Genomic DNA, 271 nt, shown 5'->3' on the forward strand with positions numbered 1-271 from the left:
GACAGGCACTGAATTGTCATTAGCAGCATACATAATGGGTCGTTAGCTCAGTTGGTAGAGCAGTTGACTTTTAATCAGTTGGTTAAAGGTTCGAGCCGAGCGAAGCGAGACAGCAACGCGTTAGCGTTGACCCGAAGGGCGAGTCCGCAGGACGAGTAATCCCGCACGATAGGCACTGAATTGTCACTAGCAGTACACATAATGGGTCGTTAGCTCAGTTGGTAGAGCAGTTGACTTTTAATCAATTGGTCGCAGGTTCGAATCCCGCACG

At 49.4% G+C, this 271-nt stretch carries 1 other RNA gene; it reads left to right on the plus strand.

Annotated elements, in window-relative coordinates:
* The first annotated feature begins 43 nt into the window (after nt 1–43).
* Nucleotides 44–176: non-coding RNA, RtT sRNA (locus V1952_RS22730), on the plus strand.
* The last annotated feature ends 95 nt before the right edge of the window (nt 177–271 follow it).

The organism is Yersinia sp. 2542 StPb PI (assembly GCF_048593855.1).
Lineage (GTDB): Bacteria > Pseudomonadota > Gammaproteobacteria > Enterobacterales > Enterobacteriaceae > Yersinia > Yersinia enterocolitica_E.